Origin of the sequence: Motilimonas thetidivivens (assembly GCF_046452435.1) — a bacterium.
Classification (GTDB): Bacteria; Pseudomonadota; Gammaproteobacteria; order Enterobacterales; family CBDFNC01; genus Motilimonas.
This window is the reverse complement of sequence record NZ_JBKFDK010000001.1, coordinates 288901-305119: the sequence shown is the minus strand read 5'-3', so window position 1 is coordinate 305119 and position 16219 is coordinate 288901. Positions and strand designations below refer to the sequence as shown.

Genomic DNA, 16219 nt, shown 5'->3' with positions numbered 1-16219 from the left:
ACATATCCCTTTAGCTTCTCCATTCGACTAGCTTAGGCTAATCAATTGCTGTTGCAAACGCGCTACCTCATCTCGCATGGCTGCAGCTTGCTCAAATTCCAAGTTTTTCGCATGTTCAAACATCTTCGCTTCACACTGGGCAATTTGTTTGAGTAAGCTTTGTGGGTCGAGCTTAGTGTAACTGGCTTTTTGCTCCGCCACTTTACTCACCTTACTGTTACCTGTGCCAAGCGCCATAATATCCAAAATAGCCTTGCTCACCCCTTTTGGTGTAATGCCATTTTCAAGATTAAATTGATGCTGTATCTCACGACGACGCTCGGTTACATCTATGGCTTTGCGCATGGATTTAGTAATGCTATCGGCATACAAAATTGCTTTACCTTTCACATTTCGTGCGGCGCGGCCGATGGTTTGAATTAATGAGCGCTCCGAGCGTAAAAAGCCTTCTTTATCCGCATCCAAAATAGCAACGAGGGATACCTCTGGCATATCTAACCCTTCACGCAATAAGTTAATCCCTACCAAGACATCAAATTCACCCAAACGCAGATCACGTATAATTTCCATCCGCTCAACGGTGTCTATGTCGGAATGTAAGTAGCGCACCTTGATCCCGTGATCGCTTAAATATTCTGACAAATCCTCCGCCATGCGCTTAGTCAAGGTGGTGGCAAGCACCCTTTCATTGTTAGCCGTTCTAAGTCGAATTTCAGATAGTAAATCATCGACTTGGGTAGCAACAGGTCGAACTTCTAACTCAGGATCAAGTAACCCCGTTGGGCGAATAATTTGCTCGATAAACTCACCGCCAGTTTGCTCAAGTTCATAAGCTCCCGGGGTTGCCGAAACATATAAGGTTTGCGGGGCAATGCGCTCAAACTCATCGAACTTGAGGGGGCGATTGTCCAAAGCCGAAGGCAAACGAAAACCATATTCGACCAAGGTTTCCTTGCGCGAGCGGTCGCCCTTAAACATGGCACCAATTTGCGGCACGGTAACATGGCTTTCATCAATGATCATTAAGCCATCGGCTGGCAAGTAGTCAATCAAGGTTGGCGGCGCATCACCTGGAGCACGCCCAGAAAGATAGCGCGAATAGTTTTCAATCCCTGAGCAATAGCCTAACTCTTGCATCATTTCGATATCGTACTGAGTACGTTGGCTGATCCTTTGCTCTTCGATGAGTTTATTGTTATCAAGTAACTGCTGCTTACGCTCGGCTAGCTCAACTTTAATATTTTCAATCGCATCCAAGATAGTTTGTCTTGGCGTAACATAATGGGTCTTAGGGTAAACCGTGATCCTAGGTACATCATTAATGCTCTGTCCGGTTAAAGGATCAAACAGGCTAAGTCGCTCTACTTCACCATCAAACAGTTCAATTCTCACAGCATGTTTATCGGATTCTGCGGGGAATACATCAATCACTTCACCCCGCACCCGAAAGGTACCTCGGCTAAATGCCATGTCATTTCGCGTATATTGAATTTCAGCTAACCGGCGTAAAATATCACGCTGATCAACCATGTCACCCGTAGTCAGGTGCAACATCATCGATAAGTAAGATTGAGGATCACCTAGACCGTAGATAGCTGACACCGAGGCCACAATAATCACATCTCGGCGCTCCATCAGTGCTTTGGTGGCAGACAAGCGCATTTGTTCTATGTGATCGTTTACCGATGCATCTTTATCGATAAAGGTATCGGTACTGGGCACATACGCTTCGGGCTGATAGTAGTCGTAGTAGGATACGAAGTACTCAACGGCGTTATTGGGGAAAAACTCTTTCATTTCACCATAAAGCTGCGCGGCGAGGGTTTTGTTGGGAGCCATAATTATAGTTGGCCGATCTAACTCGGTGATCAGATTCGCCACGGTAAAGGTTTTACCCGAGCCTGTAACCCCAAGCAGCACTTGATGAGCCAAACCATCATTAAACCCTTCCACTAAGGTTTTGATTGCCTCAGGCTGGTCTCCACTTGGCTTAAATGCTGATTCTAGTTGAAACGACTTCATCAGTATGACTCCTTGAGGATCTGACATAGATTAAAACGGATAGATTGCCAGTTTTTATTTTTCATTATCTTAACCTAGTAAAACAGCTTTCATCAGGTTTTTCTCACTTTCATGCGCTCAAACCCAGTAAACAAACTACTTCCTTAGCCCTACAATGTGCTTTTGGGTACTATTTAGAGTAAAAACTCAATAGTAGCAGGCAACATGGGCCTAACTAGAATATCGGGAGCATTCAAGCTTAAGCCAGCATTGCTCGCTATACCTTTCGAAACTCAAGTTCAAGCTAAAAAATATCGTTTTCTATGTTTTTTTTGGTTGACTATTCACACTAAATCAATTTCGGATAGTAAAATAATGCACAGTTGATAAATTAGCCAATCCGTTAGTTTTCAATTCTCGCTGCAAACATAAGATTACACTATTGACATAATTATGTTGTTGATTAAAAAGGATAATATTAAAAACCCAAGAATTCCATCAGTTTTCTCCAAGCCAAGTACAGCAAGGCTTTGACGCACTTAGCAGACCATAACTCACACACTTATCCACAAAAATAGTGGATAACTCAAGCCACGCCTTGTGTCATAGGCTTGCCAGCCTGTTGTGCATAACTCAAATTGATAATGGCCTAGAAGAGATAAAAAAAAATATGTGATGAAAGTTACATTTTTCATTTTTCGTTGATTTATTTTTTCATCAACACTCAGGGAAAAGTTGAAATATAGATGGTTCATTGCATTTTCATCATCAAGCTTGTGAAAATGAACATTTAGCAGCCGCATATTGGCTCAAAAATTGAGGCATAACTTCTTTATCGAACAAAGTTAGAACAGAAATTCATCAACTAACCACAGAATCCGTTTTTTCTGAGGTGAAGTGTTGACAGCATTAACTTCGGGTTTTAATATGCGCCCCGTTGTCGCAACGAGCCCTATACACTGTAGAACGGCTCAGCAAAATCATTAGATAAGCGAACAACATGATTTGTAATAGTTCCTCCTTAGCTCAGTTGGTAGAGCGACGGACTGTTAATCCGCAGGTCGCTGGTTCAAGCCCAGCAGGAGGAGCCACACAAATCCAGCACAAAATTGAATAATTCCTCCTTAGCTCAGTTGGTAGAGCGACGGACTGTTAATCCGCAGGTCGCTGGTTCAAGCCCAGCAGGAGGAGCCATTCAATCACAATTCTATATAGTTCCTCCTTAGCTCAGTTGGTAGAGCGACGGACTGTTAATCCGCAGGTCGCTGGTTCAAGCCCAGCAGGAGGAGCCAATTCTTTATACTGCTCTCTTTGTATTTTAACTGCCTGAGATAATTATATTTATGTCTCAATATTCAGATATGCTATTTTTGTAGTAATGGATACCGTGTTAGACTCACAAAAATAACTAAGGCTTAGTGCTAAATTGGCCTAAATCAAGCTTGGAAGCGATATGAAAGAGTATAAACATAGCCTAATTATCACCAATATCATCATATTGGTGGCCGCAATAGCGGTGCTATTAGCCATAAGACTTCATTTTTCGCCACTCATCACTGAGAAAAATGAAATAGTCACTTCAGAAATCACTCAGGCGATTACCAGCCAAGGACCCAGTCAGGCAACCGTCGATGATTTAGCAAGTAAATACAAACTTAGCCACGTACAGATCACGGATAAATCAGGTGATTTTACTTTTATCGCCAGCCATGAAGTCGGCTCTCCATTATTATTTAAACTATTTTTCCCAGGCACGAGTGAAGCCGTTGAACTGCAAACCGCGAATCTAAGTATTAACTTCGTCAATAGTTTTTCTGCTATCGCCGATGTTGCCGTTAAGCTTTTTTACCAATTGTTCATTTTATTTGTAATAACAGCTATTTTGGTAAACTGGGCATACTTTAGATTAATCAAAAACTTAGAGCTAAGCCTTGTGAAGGAAGTCAGCTCTGAAAACGGCGAAGTCAGTACTTTTAGTCAAGTAACCGAGCAATTACTTGAGCAAAGACAACGCTTCCATCAGGTAATGCAAGAGCAGCAACAAAAAATCCAAATGTTAGCCAAGCAAGTTAATATGGATAACTTGACGGGGTTAAATAACCGCCATGCGTTTCGTAAAGAGCTGACTCAGATTTTATCCGCAGACGGTGAAAGCAGCGCTGCGATCTTAGCGCTAGTTCGCGCTTCTGAATTAAACAACATCAACCAACAACGCGGCTATCAACAAGGTGACATCTACCTTGCCGATATTGGCCGTATGCTGGTGCAATTAATTAAGCGTTACCCTGAATGTCAGTGTTACCGTATTTCTGGCTCAGACTTTGCCCTACTCGCGCCCAACATGACCGTGAGTGAAGCGCAAAAACTAGCAAAATCGCTTAAACATCAATTTGATGAATATCAAGCTTTGCATAATCTTGAGAGTGTGGCTTACACAGGTTTATCGGCTATCTCATCGGGTCAGCTGCCTGAGCAGGTATTAGCACGTGCGGACATCGCCTTAGCGAAAGCGCAAACCGAAGGGTTAAATGCTTGGGCGTTTGAGCAAAATGACTCTAATGATACTAACCTAGGTCAGCTTCATTGGAAGAAGGTGATCGAAGAAGTCATTGAAAACCGCGCTGTGATGCTGTTACACCAACCGATCCAAGCTATTCATCGTAATATGAAGGGCTACCAAGAAATTTTCACCCGCTTTGTTGGCCAAAACAATGCCATGATCCCAACGGAAACCGTGTTTGCCATGGCGCAACGTATGGATCTGATTGTTAAGCTTGAGCAAGTGATCCTTGAAACCATGGTAAGTCAGTGTCGTCATAAAACCGATGGCTCTGCGCGTTGGGGAGTCAACATTTCGGCCACTTCACTGCAAAACAGTGCCTTTATTGTTTGGCTGGAGCGTTTATTACTGCGTGAGCCTAACATTGCAGCATCACTTATTTTCGAGTTTGATGAAGAAGTGCTCGATCGCAACTTGGTTGCCAGCAAACGTGTGTTTGATATGCTCAAACGTACCGGCAGTCGCAGTGCCATTAGTAAATTTGGTAAAGGTATTGGCTCATTCAGACTGTTTAAAGAGCTTAAACCTGATTTTGTTAAAGTAGATGCGGGTCTCATTAGCAACATTGAACGTGACAGCGCCAACCAACAATTCTTGCGCATGATTGTCGATGTCGCTCACCGTATGGGCTGTCAGGTTATTGCAGAAGGGGTTGAACACCTTGAGCAGAAACAACTGCTAGAAAATATGTATGTCGATGGGCTACAAGGCTTCTTAATTTCACGCCCTACTCCGTTGGCTAAAGTAAAATAGTCACTTCCCCTCTCTTTAACAAGGCCTTACATCACGTAAGGCCTTTTTCCAAAAGCGATTAGCACTTCACCTGTTGGATTAGAAAAGCGCTTTTTTTGCTTATTTCGAACGTTAAAACTTGTTAAACTGTGCGCTCAATGATCAAGTGAATGATAATAATGAGCGAATACCTACTGCTACTAGTCGCGACCGTACTAGTGAACAATTTTGTTCTGGTTAAATTTCTCGGCTTGTGCCCATTTATGGGCGTATCAAGTAAGATCAGCACGGCTGTTGGGATGTCGTTTGCGACAACGTTTGTACTTACCTTAACGGCGGCGGTTTCATATTTAGTCAATCAATACTTATTACTACCATTAGAGTTAGGCTATTTACGCACCTTAAGTTTTATCCTTGTAATTGCTGTTGTGGTGCAATTTACCGAAATGGTAGTGCATAAAACCAGCCCTAGCCTTTATCGCCTGTTAGGCATATTTTTACCCTTGATCACAACTAATTGTGCCGTACTGGGATTAGCCCTATTAAATGTCAATGAAGGCCATAACTTTGTTGAATCACTTATTTATGGCTTTGGTGCCGCGGTCGGTTTTTCGCTGGTATTGGTTTTATTTTCTGCGATGCGCGAGCGTCTTAGTGCAGCGGAAGTCCCCTTGCCGTTTAAAGGTGCATCCATTGCCATGATCACCGCAGGCCTGATGTCACTTGGTTTTATGGGCTTTTCCGGCCTAGTTAAGTTTTAATGGAGCAGTAACAGCGGATGGGAATTGGAATTGCAATCATCAGTCTTGGCCTACTTGCCTTAATTTTTGGCTTGATCTTAGGCTATGCCGCGATACGTTTTAAGGTTAAGTCTGACCCTATCGTTGAGCAAATTGATGCCATTTTACCGCAGACACAATGTGGTCAGTGTGGCTATCCGGGCTGTAAACCTTACGCTAACGCTATCGCCAATGGGGATGCTATCAACAAATGTCCACCCGGCGGTGAAGCGGTAATTATAAAGCTTGCTGATTTAATGGGCGTAGAGCCAACCAAATTAGAGGGTGAAGAAAAACCCAAGGCCGTGGCTTTTGTCCATGAAGACGAATGTATTGGTTGTACTAAGTGTATTCAAGCCTGCCCAGTCGATGCCATTTTAGGTGCTACAAGGCAAATGCACACGGTGATCGCCGATGAATGTACCGGTTGTGAGCTGTGCGTCGCGCCTTGTCCTACAGATTGTATTGAAATGATCCCAATAGATGAAACCACCAAAACATGGCAATGGGATCTGAAGTCTATTTCAATTAAAGAGGTTCAGTAGTTTGATTCAGTCGATTTTGGCCCATATTAAACAAGGGAAATTATGGCGTTTTGCCGGTGGCGTATTTCCATCGGAGCGCAAGGGACTGTCAAATCAACAGCCTATATTACCAGCACTGCTCCCAAGTGAACTTGTTATTCCCCTAAACCAACACATAGGTGAGCCAGCTGATTTATTGGTTCAAGTTGGCGAACAGGTACTCAAAGGACAAGCGTTAACCCGCCATAACAACTTTAGGTCACTGCCCGTGCACGCCAGTACCTCAGGAACGGTAACTGCCATTGAGGCAAGACCGAGCTGTCACCCATCTGGCATACCTGAAATTAGCGTGGTCATCACGCCCGATGGCAAAGACACTTGGATAACGCGCCATCCCATAACCGATATCAGCCAATTAGATCGCCATGCCATTATCGATAAAATTCACCTCGCGGGCATCGCCGGCAAAGGCGGAGCGGGTTTCCCTGCCCACTTAAAGCTTTCCGGCAAGGCCGATATTGAATTGCTCATTATCAACGGCATCGAATGTGAGCCCTATATCACGTCCGATGACATGCTAATGCGCGAATATGCCAATGAACTTATCCAAGGCATAGCGATCATTGAACGCATTACTCAGTGCAAACAAACCGTTATCGCCATCGAGAGCAACAAGCCAGAAGCCATCGCCGCATTAAGTGAGTTTAATAGCGAACATCGTCGCGTCACGGTTGTGCCTACCAAATACCCATCAGGGGGCGAAAAACAACTGATAGAGCTGATCACCGGCAAGCAGGTTCCCAACAAAGGCTACCCCATAGATATGGGGATTTTGATGCACAATGTCGGTACCGCCTACGCCATCAAACGGGCGGTTATCGATGACGAGCCACTTATTTCACGCATTGTCACCATTACCGGCGAAGCCTTCGAGCAGCGTGGTAACGTGCATGCATTAATTGGCACCCCGATTGAGCAGTTAATCGCACCTTTTAATTTACAGCCGCAAGCCAATCAAACGCGTTTGATTATTGGCGGGCCTATGATGGGGTTCACCTTACCCGATTCAAGTGCGCCAGTGATTAAAACCACCAACTGTATTTTGGCCCCAACCGAGCAAGAGCTGCCCTCACCGGGTCAAGAAATGGCTTGTATTCGCTGCGGTGAGTGCGCCGATGCGTGTCCTGCGTCCCTATTACCGCAGCAGCTCTATTGGTATGCCAAGGCAAACGATCACGAAAAACTACATGAATACAACCTATTTGATTGTATTGAATGTGGCAGTTGTGCTTATGTGTGCCCCAGTGAAATTCCACTAGTACAATATTACCGTATCGGTAAAGCCGACATTCGCCAACAAGAGCAAGAAGCGAAAAAAGCTGAGGTTGCCCGTATCCGCCATGAAGCGCGCCAAGCCCGTCTTGAGCGTGAAAAGGAAGAGCGAGAAGCACGGAATAAAGCGGCCGCTGAAAAACGTAAAGCGCAAATATTGGCAAACCAAGAAAAGCCAGCAGCCGAAACACCTGCTAAGCCAAGCAGCAAAGATGCAGTAGCCCAAGCATTAGCACGAGCTAAAGCTAAACGAACTGACTCATCTCAAGAGGATGATATTGCAACAGCGCGTAAAGCCCGTAAAGAGCAAGCGAGACTGGCCAAACTAGCAAAACAAGGACAACAGCAAACAGAGCCTGAGCAAGATGATGCACCAGAGCTAGCTCAAGATACTCCACCAGCAGGCAAAACCGCAAACCCAGCCGTTGCCGCCGCTCTTGCCCGTGCTAAAGCGAAAAAAGCCGCCCAGCAAGGCGAACAAGCTGAAACAGAAACAAATACTGAAACCGAGTCAGCAGACAAACCCGCGCCAACTAAAAATCCAGCCGTTGCCGCCGCTCTTGCTCGTGCTAAAGCGAAAAAAGCCGCGCAACAAGGCGAACAAGCTGAAACCGAAACAAACACAGAAACCGAGCCAGCAGGCAAACCAGCACCAACTAAAAACCCAGCCGTTGCCGCCGCTATCGCCCGCGCTAAAGCGAAAAAGGCCGCGCAACAAGGCGAACAAGCTGAGCCTCAAGCTGAAGCTGAAACCGAAACAAACACAGAAACCGAGCCAGCAGGCAAACCAGCGCCAACTAAAAATCCGGCCGTTGCCGCGGCTATTGCTCGTGCTAAAGCGAAAAAAGCAGCCCAACAAGGCGAACCAGCTGAGCAGCAAGCTGAAACCGAAACAAATACAGAAACAGAAACAGAAACCAAACCTGCGCCAACTAAAAATCCCGCCGTTGCTGCAGCTATCGCCCGCGCTAAAGCGAAAAAAGCCGCCCAGCAAGGCGAACAAGCTGAGCCGCAAACACAAGCTGACACCGAAACAAATACAGAAACCGAGCCAGCAGGCAAACCAGCGCCAACTAAAAATCCCGCCGTTGCCGCCGCTATCGCCCGCGCAAAAGCGAAAAAAGCCGCACAGCAAGCTCAAGCCGAGCTCGAACAAACCGACTCGCAAAAGGACAATAGCTAAATGAAACTCAACCTAGCCTCTTCGCCTTTTAGCCGTAAAGCCTTAAAGACGCCAGATCTAATGCGTTTGGTTATCTTATGCTTGATCCCTGGCGTGTTTGTTCAATGGTATGTATTTGGATGGGGTAATCTGATCCAAATTTTCATCGCCGGCGCGTTAGCTGTTGTTACCGAAGCCGCAGTGTTAGCTATCCGTAAAAAACCAATACTAAGAACCATTAAAGACAACAGCGCATTGCTTACAGGGGTGCTGCTGGGCATTAGTTTGCCGCCCTATACCCCATGGTGGATCACCGCCATCGGCATTGTTTTTGCCATTTTAGTGGTTAAGCATTTATATGGCGGTCTGGGCCAAAACCTATTTAACCCCGCGATGGTGGCTTACGTTTTACTGTTGATTTCGTTTCCGGTCCATATGACCAGCTGGGTACCGCCAGAAAGTTTGATGCAACATAGCGTCAGCTTTGCAGATGCATGGTCTTTAGTAGCTAGCGGCTTTTCGATTGATGGTTATAGCTTGCACCAAATCAAAACCGCCGTTGATGGCACCACAATGGCAACGCCACTGGATACCTTAAAAACCGACCTAGGCCATGGGCTAACCGTGAGTGAAAGCTTAAACAAGCCTATTTTTGGTACCTTTGCAGGCTTTGGCACCGAGTGGATCAACATAGCTTTTTTAGTGGGTGGCTTAGTGTTATTGAAACAAAAAGCCATCGGCTGGCAAATTCCGGCCAGTTTTCTTGGCGGTTTATTCGTCATCTCATTAGTGGGCTACTTGACCGATCCTGATACCATGGTGTCACCTATCATCCATCTGTTCTCCGGTGCGAGTTTATTTGCGGCCTTCTTTATTCTCACCGATCCGGTCTCGGCCTCCACCACACCCCGAGGTCGTATTATCTTTGGCTTACTGATTGCCTTGTTAACCTATGTCATTCGCACTTGGGGTGGCTATCCAGACGCCATCGCGTTCGCGGTGATCTTAGCCAACATGTGTGTGCCTTTAATTGATTACTACACTCAACCAAGTGTTTATGGGAGTCGCAAAGCATGAGCCAATCCATGACCCGATTCATGTCAAAAAACGGCCTGATTTTAGCTACTTTTGCGATCATCTCTACTGCGGTAGTGGCCATTACCTCTACCCTGACCAAACCCATAATTGACAAGCAAATTGAAGCCCAATTGATTGCCAATATCAGTGAGCTGATCCCCGCCGATCAATACAACAATGACCTCTTTGCCAGCTGTTTTTATAGCCAATCGGCTAACCTGCTCGGCACCACCGAGCCAGTACAAACTTGGCTAGCGCTGCAAGATGAACAGCCCGTTGGCCTTGCCATCGAGGCCGTCGCGCCCAATGGTTATAACGGTAACATACGTCTGCTTATTGGCATCTGGTATGATGGCTCGGTAGCGGGTGTACGTGTATTAGAGCACAAAGAAACACCGGGGCTAGGCGACAAAATTGAATTAACCAAATCCGATTGGATCACCAAGTTTAATGGCCTGCTAGTGGAATCAGAAGATGATCCGCGCTGGGCGGTGAAAAAAGACGGTGGCCAATTTGATGCCTTTACGGGTGCGACTATTACCCCACGTGCGATTGTGGGTGCCGTTAAAAATGCACTGATTTTTTACCAGCAAAACCATGACAACCTCTATCAACAAGCAGGCAATTGTGGAGCCAAATCATGAGCCAAGTAGACGATATCACCCCTTCTGAAGCCCAGCCAACTAGCTCGCCTTTGTTGTCTGATGAGAGCAAGGAAATCATAAAACAAGGCTTATGGAAAAATAACCCTGGCTTAGTCCAATTGCTGGGCTTATGTCCCTTGTTAGCCGTATCTTCAACTGTGATCAACGCCCTTGGCCTTGCCATTGCAACCACGGCAGTGCTAGTGCTGTCTAATTGGATAGTGTCTTTAGTGCGCCATCAAGTGCCCAAAGAAATTCGCATTCCGATTTTCGTGATGATCATTGCTTCTTTGGTCACCTGCATCGAACTTATCATGCATGCGTTTACCTATGATCTCTATTTGTCGCTGGGCATCTTCATTCCGCTGATTGTGACCAACTGTGCCATTATTGGGCGTGCTGAAGCCTTTGCATCAAAAAACGAGCCCGGCATTGCCGCCCTTGATGGCTTAATGATGGGCTTAGGCTTTAGCTTTGTGTTACTTGCCTTAGGTGCAATTCGCGAAGTGCTCGGCAACGGCACCTTATTCTCTGGTGCTCAGGCCCTGTTTGGTCAAGGTATTCCCGATCTGACCATTACCGTATTTAGCTCAGATACCTCATTTTTATTCGCTGTGCTACCACCGGGTGCCTTTGTGGTTATGGGATTCTTGATCGCCCTAAAAAACATTGCCGACAAAAAATAATTCAATATGAACAATACTAAACGCCGTGAAATATTAACGCGACTACGTGAACAAAACCCCAAGCCAGAAACCGAGCTTAATTTTAGTAGCCCGTTTGAACTGCTGGTTGCCGTCACCCTTTCTGCCCAAGCCACCGATGTCAGTGTAAATAAGGCAACGGATAAGCTGTTTCCCGTCGCCAACACCCCCCAAGCCATCTACGATCTTGGCGTTGACGGCCTTAAAGAATATATAAAAACCATTGGCCTATATAACAGCAAAGCCGAAAACGTCATTAAGGCCTGCCGTATGCTACTTGATTTGCACGGCGGCGAAGTCCCAGAAGACAGAGATGCGCTGGTAGCCCTCCCCGGCGTTGGCCGCAAGACAGCGAATGTGGTTTTAAATACCGCGTTTGGCTGGCCGACCATCGCTGTAGACACCCACATTTTTCGGGTGTCGAATCGCACCAAATTTGCCGTGGGTAAAAACGTCGACCAGGTAGAGGAAAAGCTTCTTAAAGTGGTGCCCGCAGAATTTAAAGTGGATGTGCATCATTGGCTGATTTTACATGGCCGCTATGTGTGCGTTGCTCGTAAACCTAAGTGCAACGCCTGTATTATCGAAGATCTCTGTGAATTCAAAGAAAAAACCAGTGAGAGCTAATGCCTCACGGCCTTGCTGTTACGCTGCATTCACCCGTACAATACATAAAAACAATATCAAACCATGTTTAACAACTTTTGGAGTCAGCAATGCGTTTACTACACACCATGCTCCGCGTGGGCAATTTAGATAAGTCTATCGAATTTTATACCCAAGTGTTGGGCATGAAGTTACTGAGAAAATCTGACAATGTTGAATATAAATATACCCTAGCCTTCTTAGGCTACGGCGAAGAAACCGAGCAAACCGTGATTGAGCTAACCTACAACTGGGGTACTGAAAGCTACGATCTGGGTAACGCTTATGGCCATATCGCCATCGAAACCCAAGATATCTATGCCACTTGTGACGCAATTCGCGCCGCTGGCGGCAATATAACCCGTGAGCCGGGCCCGGTAAAAGGCGGCACCACTGTGATTGCTTTTGTAAAAGATCCCGACGGCTATGCCATTGAATTAATCAATGCTAAAGACGCAGGTAAAGGCCTAGGAAACGACTAACTTACCTAAATGCTACATTCAAGGGGAAAGCAAGGCTTTCCCTTTTTTATCCCTGTGAACAAAAAAACAAAGCAAGAAAAGCTAAATGATTGGGTATCCAGTCTCTTCAGATTCAAGAAAAACAGACTACCTTAAAATGCGGATTAGCAACCAACACCTCTAACTTTGCAATGGTGTCTAACGCCACTAACTCGTGGTTATCTTCCACTTTGATCTTGATACATTCTTCGCGGTCAGCATTTTTGGCCGTATCTACAGCGGTGCCCACCTTCACGGCACCAGATTTCAAGGTCAGCGCGACGGGGTACTGAAACATGCAAACAATCTCTATGTAGTCATAGTCAGCGCAGCTAATCATGCCATGTCCTCCACGCTCATAAAGCATGCTAAAGCAGCATCACTCATATAAATGCTGTCCAATGTTTTTCCCTTGCCTTGTCGCTCTATTTCACAATGGCGAGCATAACAATAGTCAATAAAAGTGCCATGTCAAAGTAAGCAAAGTACTTATAGCGCACTAATAGTTTAATGGTTTGCATTGACGCATTATCTTTTTTGATATTACTCATCACATCAAAGTTAGAGCCAAAGCCAATGACTGACCATACAAATTCTTGACTACTAAACACATTTGGGCAGCCCATCTCATGCCAAATTTGGGCATGCTTTAGCTTCAATTCCTTAAGTACAAAATATTTAAAAATCAGCTGATCAATTAAGAAAATGGCCACCCAAAAATAAAGTAACGCATTAAATACAGTGTCAATATTCATATAAAATCGTGCTTATGGCGATTATCATGGACGTACTGTGACTGGTGTACACACTGAAACAACTTGTCCGTCTGTCATATTACTGCTTAATTAACTTATATTTAAATCCACCCATCACCGCCTCCATGTTTTCACCATCAAATTCAGTCACAGTAACTTTTGCGTAGCCAAGATCTATCACCCCCGGAGCAACCGTGTATGAATCTGCTGGCACTTTTAAACCGTCTAAATTTTGAATGAATTGCTCACCGTGAAACTGCCATAAGGTATTATCGTTATCGGGTTTATTTTGAAAATGGGTCACCAGCCAGTCACCTTGCAAAGCCGATTCCGACAGCTCAGCTGCAAAAGCCGAGAAGCTTAAAAATGCACCCAGCGTAAGTAATCCTAGTTTTTCCATTTTTCACTCCTTGTCAATGTGGCTGAATTTGATAATGGGTAGCAGCTACAGTAGCTGATTAACGAGCATTTTGCCTTGTTTGGCTTTATTGTCGCTGCGAATTCGTGACGCTAACGTATTATAATCATAAGTAATATAAAGTGGCTGTCCCGTAACTCGATTAATTTATTGGTGAATTATTGCCCTTGGTTAGTCAAGCGAATGTCGGCCAATTCACCATCCCAAAAACTAAATGCAATGCCCAATTGTTGGTATGACAAATACACCTCTGTGGCACCGGGTTTTTCCCCATACTGGGATACGATGGTTTCGCTTACTCTATCTGGCTCACCGTATTGGTTAATTACATCTAAAATAGTGCTGTTAATGCCAATACCTTGGTCGGTAACACCATAAAATGGCGAATAACCCTGATAGCGAAAGTAAAAAAAGATCGCTTGAATGCGATTACCCTGCAAGCGAAACGTCAGGCCTTGGGAATGATAGCTAATATATTTGCCAGTATCCTCGGAAGGCTGACCCAGTAGCCGCATAAGATCGCGTTTTTTATCGCCAAGGACAATACGCGAAAATCCTTGTCCCGGCTTAATAACCACCGACGCAGGCTGTTGCGTTTGCGCATAGCTAGTTATGCTAACCATATGCACAAAAAAGACAGCCAATAAGAGCGGCACTAACATCGCGCGCATAGCGCGAATATGAATATTGCTTAAATAGGCGAATTTTATCATCTGTGGGCTATCATTGGCGCAAAACATAGTGCGCAAAGTTAACAGAAAATGCGAATAGATACCACGCGGGTTGCATAGTGAACTATCGCTAAGCTGTTGCTTTATATCAAGAGATTTGCAATCTTGGTAGAGCGATCCATTACTGGGCCGACCCCACACAGAACCGGACGAGCCATAGAGAGGCTGGACACACACAACTAGCCAATTATACCCTTGCCCTTCCTAATCTAACTCGTCACTCACAGGAAAACAAAGCGAGCCTAGGCTTTACCTAGACCTAATTTGGCCACCATAAACCAATATGGTTGAAATTTTTGTGATTATATATCAATACGTTAAAGAACTCATGCGAACAAATCTAGGCTTTTGCATGTTGTATCACGCCTAAAATGGGCTGGATCAGCAAAATCTTGTTCAGGCGGTATCAATAACCAGTGTTAGCGACGGCGCAATAATTCCATTCTAAAGACCGGCCAGTAAAACCGCATTCAAGCAAATCAAGCTCAACTATGAATTTATCTCACTTTAACTCTGAAATTAAATCGTTTTTATTCATGCACGTTTACACGTATAAATCACATATCAAATATTGATGTAAGTCAATTTTAGGACTGGCTCGCAAGTCTGGCCCAACGAACTAAACAGGAATTGCCCGTGCAAAGGGCACAAACGGGACACGAAAAACGATGAACAAAGACTTCACTTTTACCATTAAAAGCATTCGCCTTGATGAGCATTATTGCCCATCAAGCAATACGCGGATCACCACCAACTTTGCCAATTTAGCACGCGGTGAGCACCGCCAACAAAATTTACGCAGTGCCTTGGCGATGATCAATAACGCTTTTAACGCCCTCGCCCATTGGGACAACCCCAAGGGTGAACGCTATAGCGTTGAGCTGGACATTATTTCTGTTGATATTGATGTGGCAGGTAGCGGTGAACATTTTCCGTCTATTGAAGTGCTCAAAACCAACATAGTGGATCATCAAACGGATACCCGTATTGAAGGCATCGTGGGCAACAATTTTTCATCTTATGTGCGTGATTATGACTTTAGTGTGCGCTTGCTTGAGCATAATAAAGACAAGGCTGGCTTTAGCGTGCCGGATGATTTTGGTGAGCTGCATGGTAAGTTGTTTCAGCACTTTGTTCGCTCTAACACTTACCAGCAGCGCTTTAACAAGCCGCCGGTGATCTGCCTGAGCGTGTCGGATACAAAAGTCTACCACCGAAGCGAAAACCAGCACCCAGTTTTAGGCTTTGAATATGTTGCCAATGAATCCTCATTAACCGAGCAATATTTTAAAAAGATGGGCTTGCAGGTGCGCTATTTTATGCCACCCAACAGTGTCGCGCCGTTTGCGTTTTATTTTGTCGGCGATCTACTAAACGATTACACCAACTTAGAGCTCATTAGCACCATTAGCACCATGGCGACGTTTCAAAGAATTTATCGCCCTGAAATTTACAATGCCAATGCCGTTGCGGGTAAGTGTTATCAGCCTAACTTAAACAATCCAGATCATTCATTGACGCAAATTGTTTATGACCGCGTTGAGCGCAGCCAGTTGGCAAAGCAGCAAGGTAAATTTGCTGAGCAGTACTTTATTAAACCGTATCAAAACATTCTTGAGCAATGGTCGGCCAATTACGCCTAACTTCTCACTTAA

The 16219-nt window shown here is 45.0% G+C and carries 15 protein-coding genes and 3 tRNA genes; 13 read left to right on the top strand and 5 right to left on the bottom strand.

Annotated features, from left to right (window positions below; all coding sequences use genetic code 11):
* Positions 1-27: 27 nt before the first annotated feature.
* A complete protein-coding gene (gene uvrB / locus ACK8OT_RS01525) occupies positions 28-2022 on the bottom strand; it encodes an excinuclease ABC subunit UvrB (protein WP_410194736.1) in 1995 nt (664 codons plus the stop codon).
* A 994-nt stretch (positions 2023-3016) separates the two neighbouring features.
* Here uvrB and ACK8OT_RS01520 point away from each other — a divergent pair.
* From ACK8OT_RS01520 to gloA, 12 genes are all read left to right on the top strand, one after another.
* Positions 3017-3092 (top strand) — tRNA-Asn (locus ACK8OT_RS01520).
* A gap of 27 nt (positions 3093-3119) precedes the next feature.
* Positions 3120-3195: transfer RNA gene (locus ACK8OT_RS01515), tRNA-Asn, on the top strand.
* A gap of 22 nt (positions 3196-3217) precedes the next feature.
* A tRNA-Asn gene (locus tag ACK8OT_RS01510) sits at positions 3218-3293 on the top strand.
* A gap of 161 nt (positions 3294-3454) precedes the next feature.
* On the top strand, positions 3455-5314 hold the full coding sequence (locus ACK8OT_RS01505) for an EAL domain-containing protein (protein WP_410194735.1): 1860 nt from the start codon (positions 3455-3457) through the stop codon (positions 5312-5314).
* Between the two features lie 158 nt (positions 5315-5472).
* Entirely contained in the window at positions 5473-6054 is a 582-nt protein-coding gene (rsxA, locus tag ACK8OT_RS01500) for an electron transport complex subunit RsxA (RefSeq protein ID WP_410194734.1), read from the top strand.
* A 17-nt stretch (positions 6055-6071) separates the two neighbouring features.
* Complete coding sequence (gene rsxB, locus ACK8OT_RS01495) at positions 6072-6617, top strand: electron transport complex subunit RsxB (RefSeq protein WP_410194733.1); 546 nt, start codon at positions 6072-6074, stop codon at positions 6615-6617.
* 1 nt (position 6618) lies between these two features.
* Positions 6619-9111 carry an electron transport complex subunit RsxC gene (gene rsxC, locus ACK8OT_RS01490; RefSeq protein WP_410194732.1) on the top strand — a complete coding sequence of 831 codons (2493 nt, stop codon included), beginning with the start codon at positions 6619-6621 and terminating at the stop codon, positions 9109-9111.
* Positions 9112-10167, top strand: a complete 1056-nt coding sequence (gene rsxD / locus ACK8OT_RS01485; protein WP_410194731.1) for an electron transport complex subunit RsxD — start codon at positions 9112-9114, stop codon at positions 10165-10167.
* The gene (rsxG, locus tag ACK8OT_RS01480) at positions 10164-10811 is read left to right on the top strand and encodes an electron transport complex subunit RsxG (RefSeq protein ID WP_410194730.1); all 648 of its coding nucleotides are present in this window, start codon (positions 10164-10166) and stop codon (positions 10809-10811) included. Before rsxD ends, rsxG begins: the two co-directional genes overlap by 4 nt.
* Complete coding sequence (locus tag ACK8OT_RS01475; RefSeq protein ID WP_410194729.1) at positions 10808-11497, top strand: electron transport complex subunit E; 690 nt, start codon at positions 10808-10810, stop codon at positions 11495-11497. The genes rsxG and ACK8OT_RS01475 overlap by 4 nt, the downstream gene beginning before the upstream one ends.
* A 6-nt stretch (positions 11498-11503) precedes the next feature.
* Positions 11504-12142, top strand: a complete 639-nt coding sequence (gene nth / locus ACK8OT_RS01470; protein ID WP_410194728.1) for an endonuclease III — start codon at positions 11504-11506, stop codon at positions 12140-12142.
* A gap of 89 nt (positions 12143-12231) precedes the next feature.
* The gene (gene gloA / locus ACK8OT_RS01465) at positions 12232-12642 is read left to right on the top strand and encodes a lactoylglutathione lyase (protein ID WP_410194727.1); all 411 of its coding nucleotides are present in this window, start codon (positions 12232-12234) and stop codon (positions 12640-12642) included.
* Between the two features lie 112 nt (positions 12643-12754).
* On the opposite strand, the gene ACK8OT_RS01460 is transcribed toward gloA, so the two are convergent.
* From ACK8OT_RS01460 to ACK8OT_RS01445, 4 genes are all read right to left on the bottom strand, one after another.
* Positions 12755-13000, bottom strand: a complete 246-nt coding sequence (locus tag ACK8OT_RS01460; protein WP_410194726.1) for a Rho-binding antiterminator — start codon at positions 12998-13000, stop codon at positions 12755-12757.
* Positions 13001-13085: 85 nt separating this feature from the next.
* Positions 13086-13415, bottom strand: coding sequence for a hypothetical protein (locus tag ACK8OT_RS01455; protein ID WP_410194725.1), 330 nt, complete (start codon positions 13413-13415; stop codon positions 13086-13088).
* 79 nt (positions 13416-13494) lie between these two features.
* The gene (locus tag ACK8OT_RS01450; RefSeq protein WP_410194724.1) at positions 13495-13815 is read right to left on the bottom strand and encodes a hypothetical protein; all 321 of its coding nucleotides are present in this window, start codon (positions 13813-13815) and stop codon (positions 13495-13497) included.
* Positions 13816-13991: 176 nt separating this feature from the next.
* A complete protein-coding gene (locus ACK8OT_RS01445) occupies positions 13992-14546 on the bottom strand; it encodes a hypothetical protein (RefSeq protein WP_410194723.1) in 555 nt (184 codons plus the stop codon).
* 686 nt (positions 14547-15232) lie between these two features.
* On the opposite strand from ACK8OT_RS01445, the gene ACK8OT_RS01440 reads away from it, so the two are divergent.
* Positions 15233-16207: a DUF1852 domain-containing protein gene (locus ACK8OT_RS01440; protein ID WP_410194722.1), complete on the top strand. Its 975-nt coding sequence runs from the start codon at positions 15233-15235 to the stop codon at positions 16205-16207.
* Positions 16208-16219: the final 12 nt, after the last annotated feature.